At 68.2% G+C, this 6,000-nt stretch carries 6 protein-coding genes; 1 reads left to right on the top strand and 5 read right to left on the bottom strand.

Annotated elements, in window-relative coordinates:
- Positions 1 to 27: 27 nt before the first annotated feature.
- The 3 genes from ACFUN8_RS28080 to ACFUN8_RS28070 all read right to left on the bottom strand — a co-directional run bounded on the left by ACFUN8_RS28080 (position 28) and on the right by ACFUN8_RS28070 (position 2,539).
- Positions 28 to 816 carry an ABC transporter permease gene (locus tag ACFUN8_RS28080; protein WP_383643265.1) on the bottom strand — a complete coding sequence of 263 codons (789 nt, stop codon included), beginning with the start codon at positions 814 to 816 and terminating at the stop codon, positions 28 to 30.
- Complete coding sequence (locus tag ACFUN8_RS28075) at positions 813 to 1,748, bottom strand: ATP-binding cassette domain-containing protein (RefSeq protein ID WP_383643268.1); 936 nt, start codon at positions 1,746 to 1,748, stop codon at positions 813 to 815. Before ACFUN8_RS28075 ends, ACFUN8_RS28080 begins: the two co-directional genes overlap by 4 nt.
- 149 nt (positions 1,749 to 1,897) lie before the next feature.
- Positions 1,898 to 2,539 carry a PadR family transcriptional regulator gene (locus ACFUN8_RS28070; protein WP_383643262.1) on the bottom strand — a complete coding sequence of 214 codons (642 nt, stop codon included), beginning with the start codon at positions 2,537 to 2,539 and terminating at the stop codon, positions 1,898 to 1,900.
- Between the two features lie 40 nt (positions 2,540 to 2,579).
- Between ACFUN8_RS28070 and ACFUN8_RS28065 the strand changes: the two genes are divergently transcribed.
- On the top strand, positions 2,580 to 3,356 hold the full coding sequence (locus ACFUN8_RS28065; protein ID WP_383643259.1) for a bleomycin resistance protein: 777 nt from the start codon (positions 2,580 to 2,582) through the stop codon (positions 3,354 to 3,356).
- 18 nt (positions 3,357 to 3,374) lie between these two features.
- Here the strand turns inward: ACFUN8_RS28065 and ACFUN8_RS28060 are convergent, their stop codons facing one another.
- Both ACFUN8_RS28060 and ACFUN8_RS28055 read right to left on the bottom strand, forming a co-directional pair.
- Entirely contained in the window at positions 3,375 to 4,832 is a 1,458-nt protein-coding gene (locus tag ACFUN8_RS28060; RefSeq protein WP_383643257.1) for an aldehyde dehydrogenase family protein, read from the bottom strand.
- Between the two features lie 173 nt (positions 4,833 to 5,005).
- Entirely contained in the window at positions 5,006 to 5,887 is an 882-nt protein-coding gene (locus ACFUN8_RS28055; RefSeq protein ID WP_382572106.1) for a helix-turn-helix domain-containing protein, read from the bottom strand.
- Positions 5,888 to 6,000 lie beyond the last annotated feature (113 nt).

Here is a 6,000-nt window from a genome sequence, read left to right as displayed (position 1 = left end):
TCCGGACGCCGGCCGACCGCCGAACGGTCAGTGGCTGAGCCTGCGGAAGCGCCCGACCGCGAGCGGGAAGAACAGCGCGATCAGCACCACCGGCCACGCCACCGCCAGCAGATACGCGTGCTCGGCCGCCCACGAGCCGCTCAACTGCCCCGGTACGCCGGACAGATCACGTACCGCGGCCGCCGTCGCCGACAGCGGGTTCCACTCGACCGCGGCCCCCAGCCAGCCCGGCATGGACTCGGGTGTGGCGAAGGCGTTGGAGAAGAAACCGATCGGCCAGACGAGGATCTGCACCGCCTGCACCATCTCCGGCTTGCCGGCCACCATCGCCAGCTGGATGCCGAGCCACAGCATCGCGAACCGCAGCAGAAGCAGCAGCCCCACCGCCCCCAGCAGCGCCGCGAATCCGCCGTGCCAGCGCCAGCCGAGCGCGAACCCGACCCCGATCATCACCACCAGGCTCAGCGCCGACTGGAACATGTCCGCGACGCTCCGGCCCACCAGCACCGCCGAGGACGCCATCGGCATGGAGCGGAACCGGTCGATGACCCCCTTGCCGAGATCCTGGGTGACGGCCAGCATCGTGCTCTCAAGCCCGAAGACCATGGTCAGCGCGAGCATTCCGGGGACGAGGAAGCCGATGTACTCGCCCTCGACGCCCCTCCCCGCCCCCATCAGGTAGCCGAACATCAGCAACAGCAGCACCGGGAAGAGCAACCCGACGACCACCTGGACCGGCTGCCGCTGCCAGCGGGCCAGTTCACGCCGCGTCATCGTCCAGCTGTCGGTGAGCACCCAGGTGTTCGTCGTCGTCATACGGCCTCCTTCGTACGGTCCGTCAGCTGCAGAAACGCCTCGTCCAGCGTCGGCCTGCGCACCACGACGTCCTCCGCCTCGATCCCGGCGGCCTCCAGCACTTGTACGGCCCTGGTCAGCGCGGCCATCCGGTCCGCGGCGGGCACGCCGATCAGCCGGCGGTCCTCGTCCACCGTCGCCTCGTCCCCGAACAGCCCTACCGCCGCGGCCAGTTGCGCCGCGTCCCGCACCACGATGTCGATCCGGTCGCCGCCGGCCTTCGCCTTCAGCTGGTCCGCCGTGCCCTCGGCGATCACGCGTCCGTTGTCGACGACCGAGATCCGGTCCGCCAGTTGGTCCGCCTCCTCCAGATACTGCGTGGTCAGCAGCACGGTCGTGCCTCCGCCGACCAGCGAGCGCACGGCGGCCCACACCTCGGCCCGCCCGCGCGGGTCGAGTCCGGTCGTCGGCTCGTCAAGGAAGAGCACCGCCGGGTCGGTGATCAGCGAGGCCGCCAGGTCCAGGCGGCGCCGCATCCCCCCGCTGTACTGCTTGATCGCCTTGCGCCCGGTGTCGGCGAGCCCGAAGCGCTCCAGCAGTTCCTCGGCACGCGACGCGGCCCGCCGGGCGCCGAGGTGGTGGAGCCGCCCGAACATGTCCAGGTTCTGCCGCCCGCTCAGTTCCTCGTCCACCGCCGCGTGCTGCCCGAGCAGCCCGATCCGCCGGCGTACCTCCCGCGCCTCCGTACGGATGTCGTGCCCCGCGACCCGCACCACGCCCTCGTCGTGCCGCAGCAGCGTGGCCAGCACCCGTACGGCCGTTGTCTTGCCCGCTCCGTTCGGCCCGAGGACCCCGTGCACGGTGCCGCCCGCCACCACCAGGTCGAGCCCGTCGAGCGCCGCCTTCTCGCCGTACCGCTTGCGTACGCCTTCCATGACGATCACGTCCGTCACGTCGGTCAATGCCTTCGCCTCCAGCCCCTCCACCTTGTAGTCAAACTTGACTACAGGCGGAAAGGTAACCCAGGAGAGGAGATTAATCAAACTTGATTAGTGGAGATTCCCCCACCGAATCGGCCGCCGCCGGCCGCCGTCAGCCTTCGTCAGTCGTCGTCGCCCTCGGCGGGGACGCCCGTCGCGTACGGGTTCTCCTCACCCTTGGCGAGCACCCCGACGAAGGGGTCCCCTTCGCCGGAGAAGACATGCGCGCCGGCCTCGATGCGCTCGATGAGCCCGCGCGTCCACTCCGCCCCGGAGTCGGCCTGACTGATCCACAGATTCATGATCTCGCCGATGTGCCCGAGCTGTTCCGGGCCGTCCTCGGGCACGTAGTGCTCGGTCACCGAAGACCGCCAGCCCTCGATCGCCCGCACGCGCTCCTTCAGCAGCTCGACCGCCTCGGCGCGCGGCAGGTCGACGATGAAGCCGACTCCGGCCGACAGCACGTCCGTCTTCTGGTCGTAGGCGACCAGGGATTCACGCAGCAGCCGGAAGTACTCCGCGGTCCCGGCCTCCGTCAGCTCGTACTCCGTACGAGGCGGGCCGCCCGCCGTGCTCGGCGCGACCTCGTGCGCCAGCAGCTCGCCCTGCTTCGCCATCTGCTTCAGCGCGTGGTAGATCGAGCCGGGCTTGGCGTTCGACCACTCGTGCGCGCCCCAGAACTCCAGGTCGTTGCGGATCTGATAGCCGTGCGCGCGGCCGTGCTGGCGCACCGCGCCGAGCACCAGCAGCCGGATCGCTGACATCGCCGTACCCTTCTATTCAACTTTGACTAGACTACTCGACATGACAGAGAAGACCATCCCGCTCCTCCCGTGTCAGACCATCCAACCCGTAGTCGACTTCTACTCGGCACTCGGCTTCGAGATCACCTTCATACAGAAGAGTCCCTACGCCTACGCGGTCGTCGAGCGCGGTGACGTGGAACTGCAGTTCTTCGGCATGAAGAAGTACGAGCCCAGCGTGTCGTTCAGCGGCTGCTACGTGCTGACCGACGACGTCGACGGGATGCACTCCGCCTTCCGTGCCGGGCTCAAGGCGGCGTACGGGAAGATCCCGACCCGCGGGCTGCCCCGGATCGGGCCGGTCAAGGAAATGTCGTACGGCGTGCGGCAGTTCCTCATGACGGATCCGGGCGGCAACACCATCCGGATCGGACAGCCCAACGACACCGACAGTGACGGGCACCACCAGCCCCCTCCGAAGGAGCCGTACGCGCGCGCCCTGCATCTGGCGGTGGCCTTCGCGGACTCGAAGGAGGACCTGGGGGCCGCCGTGAAGGTCCTCGACCGCGCCCTCAGGGACGCCGAGGCGAGCGACGGCGGCCTCGGTAAGGAGGGCGCGTCGCCGACCGCCGTGCAGCTCTACCGGCTGCTCGTGCTGCGCGCCGACGTCGCGCAGCGTCTGAACGACATCGAGGAGGCACGTGGCCTGCTCGACAGGGCCTCCGCCGTCGGTTTGACGCCGGCGGAGCGCACGGAGGTGAGCGACGACACGGGACGGGCCGCCGAACTGCTGGAATCACTCACGGACGGACCGGACAGCCCGGCGGGGAACGAGTAGCTCCGGACCACCTCAGGCTCAGAACGGGAAGCTGGAGCGCCCGTGCTGCACCGAGATCCACTTCTGGGTCGTGAAGGCGTCGACCATCGACTCGGCGTTCAGCCACTCGGCCCCGGAGTGGTTCTCACCGCCGAACGGGACGATCGGCTCGTCGTGGCCGGTGCCGTCGTTGATGTGGATCACACCGGTGTCGATCCGCCGCGCGACCCGTACGCCCCGCTCGACATCGCCGGTGTGGATGGAGGCGCTGAGCGCGCACCGGGTGTCGTTGGCGATCCTGACCGCCTCGTCCACGCTGTCGAACGGCAGCAGGATCGCGACCGGGCCGAGTATCTCCTGGGCCAGGACGGGCGAGTCGGCGGCCAGGCCGGTCAGCACGGTCGGGGAGACGAGATTGCCGTCGACCCTGCCGTGCACCAGTGCGGTCGCGCCCGCCTCGACGGTCTCGTCGACCAGCGCGCCGACGGCGTCGGCCTGCTGGGAGCTGATGAGCGGGCCGATGACCGTCTTCGGGTCGGCCGGGTCGCCGACGGCCAGCGTCCTGACCTTGGCGACGAACTTCTCGGTGAACTCCTGCTCGACCGCGCGGTCCAGCAGGATGCGGTTCGCCGCCATACAGACGGGGCCCTGGTACGCGTACCGGCTGAAGACCGCGGCCTGGACCGCGTAGTCGACATCGGCGTCCGCGAGCACGATCAGCGCGCTGTTCCCACCGAGATCGAGCACGGAGCGCTTGAAGTTCTTGGCGCAGACGACGGCGACGTGCTGTCCCACCCGGTCGGAGCCGGAGAAGGAGATGACCTTCGGTATCGGATGCTCGATCAGCGCGTCGTCGATCTCGGCGATGTCGGTGATGACGACGTTCAGCAGCCCGGCGGGCAGGCCCGCGTCCTCGAACACCTTGGCCACCAGGGATCCGCCGCAGATCGGCGTGTTCTGGTGCGGCTTCAGTACGACGGCGTTGCCGAGTGCCAGCGCCGGGGCGACCGACTTGAGCGACAGCAGGAAGGGGAAGTTGAAGGGGCTGATGACACCGACCACGCCGACGGGCGCACGGTGGACCCGGTTCTCCGTGCCGTCCACGGGCGAGGGGAGTATCCGGCCTTCGGGGCGCAGCGTGAGCTGTACGGCCTCGCGCAGGAGTTCCTTGGCGAGGCGTAGCTCGAACGCCGCTTTCAGGCGCGTACCGCCGAGTTCGGCGATGATCGCCTCGGTGATCTCCTCCTCGCGGTCCTCGACGACGCGCAGCGCGCGCTCGAAGACCCGCCTCCTGGCGTACGGGTTGGTCTCCGCCCAGGTCGTCTGCGCCCGCTCGGCGGCCCGGTACGCCTGGTCCACCTCGTCGGCTGTCGCCACCGCGATCGACGCCAGCTTCTCGCCGTTATAGGGGTTGAAATCGATGATGTCCCACGAGCCACTGCCGGGCCGCCACTCGCCGTCGATGTACTGCTGGTCGAGTTCGGCGAAGAAGGACATGTGATCCCTAACCTCAGAACCGGAAAACTGATGTCACGTCATCATACTTACGCCGCATCAGAGTCAAGGGGCTTCAAGAACGTCCGAATATCGTCGCCCGCGCGGTCGTACGGCCTCGATCGAGCGCGGTCATTCACGGTCGCTCGTGGTCTTTCGTGGTCAAGCTCGCTCGTTCAGGAGAGTTGCAGCAGGCCTCTCAGCAGATCACGGCTCTCGGCCGGCCCGAGGCTGTCCTCGTGCAGCCGGGTCATCACCCGCTCGTACTGGGTGACTTCCTCCCGTTTGTCGAGATACAGCGCGCTCGTGAGCTGTTCCAGGTAGACGAGGTCGGAGAGGTCCGACTCGGGGAAGCGCAGCATCGTGAAGGCGCCGCTCTCGCCCGCGTGCCCGCCGAAGCTGAAGGGCATCACCTGGAGCGTGACCGTCGGATGCTCGGAGACCTCGATGAGATGGGCCAACTGGCCGCGCATCACGGACCGGTCGCCGTACGGGCGGCGCAGCGCGGCCTCGTCCAGCACCGCGTGGAAGCGCGGGGCGCGCTCGGAGACGAGCACCTTCTGTCGCTCCTGGCGCAGCGCGACGCGGCGGTCTATCTCCGCCTGGGGGGCGTTGGGGATGCCGCGCTTGACGACCGCGTGGGCGTACGCCTCGGTCTGCAACAGACCGTGCACGAACTGGACTTCGTAGATACGGATCAGTGAGGCGGCGCCTTCGAGTCCGATGTACGTCTGGAACCAGCCGGGCAGTACGTCACCGAAGCTCTGCCACCAGCCGGCGACGTTGGCCTCACGGGCGAGACCGATCAGGGACCCTCGCTCCATCTCGTCGGCGACTCCGTAGAGCGTCAACAGGTCCTCGATGTCCCTGGACTTGAAACTCACCCGCCCCAACTCCATACGGCTGATCTTGGACTCGGACGCGCGGATCGAGTAACCGGCCGCCTCGCGCGTGATGCCGCGCGACTCACGCAGCCTTCTCAGCTGCGAGCCCAGCAGTATGCGCCGCACCACGGATCCGCCCGGTTCCACTGCGGTCACGTCTCCAACCCTCCCCATACGGTCCATCTCCCACTATTTATCCCACGACACCCTCGGAGTACCCCCGAACCCTGAGAGCCGGATTGTGCCATCAAACGCATCAGCCCGTACTCATTCGATTACAGAAATGA

The organism is Streptomyces sp. NPDC057307 (assembly GCF_042667665.1).
GTDB lineage: Bacteria > Actinomycetota > Actinomycetes > Streptomycetales > Streptomycetaceae > Streptomyces.
This window is presented reverse-complemented; position numbering and strand designations above follow the sequence as displayed.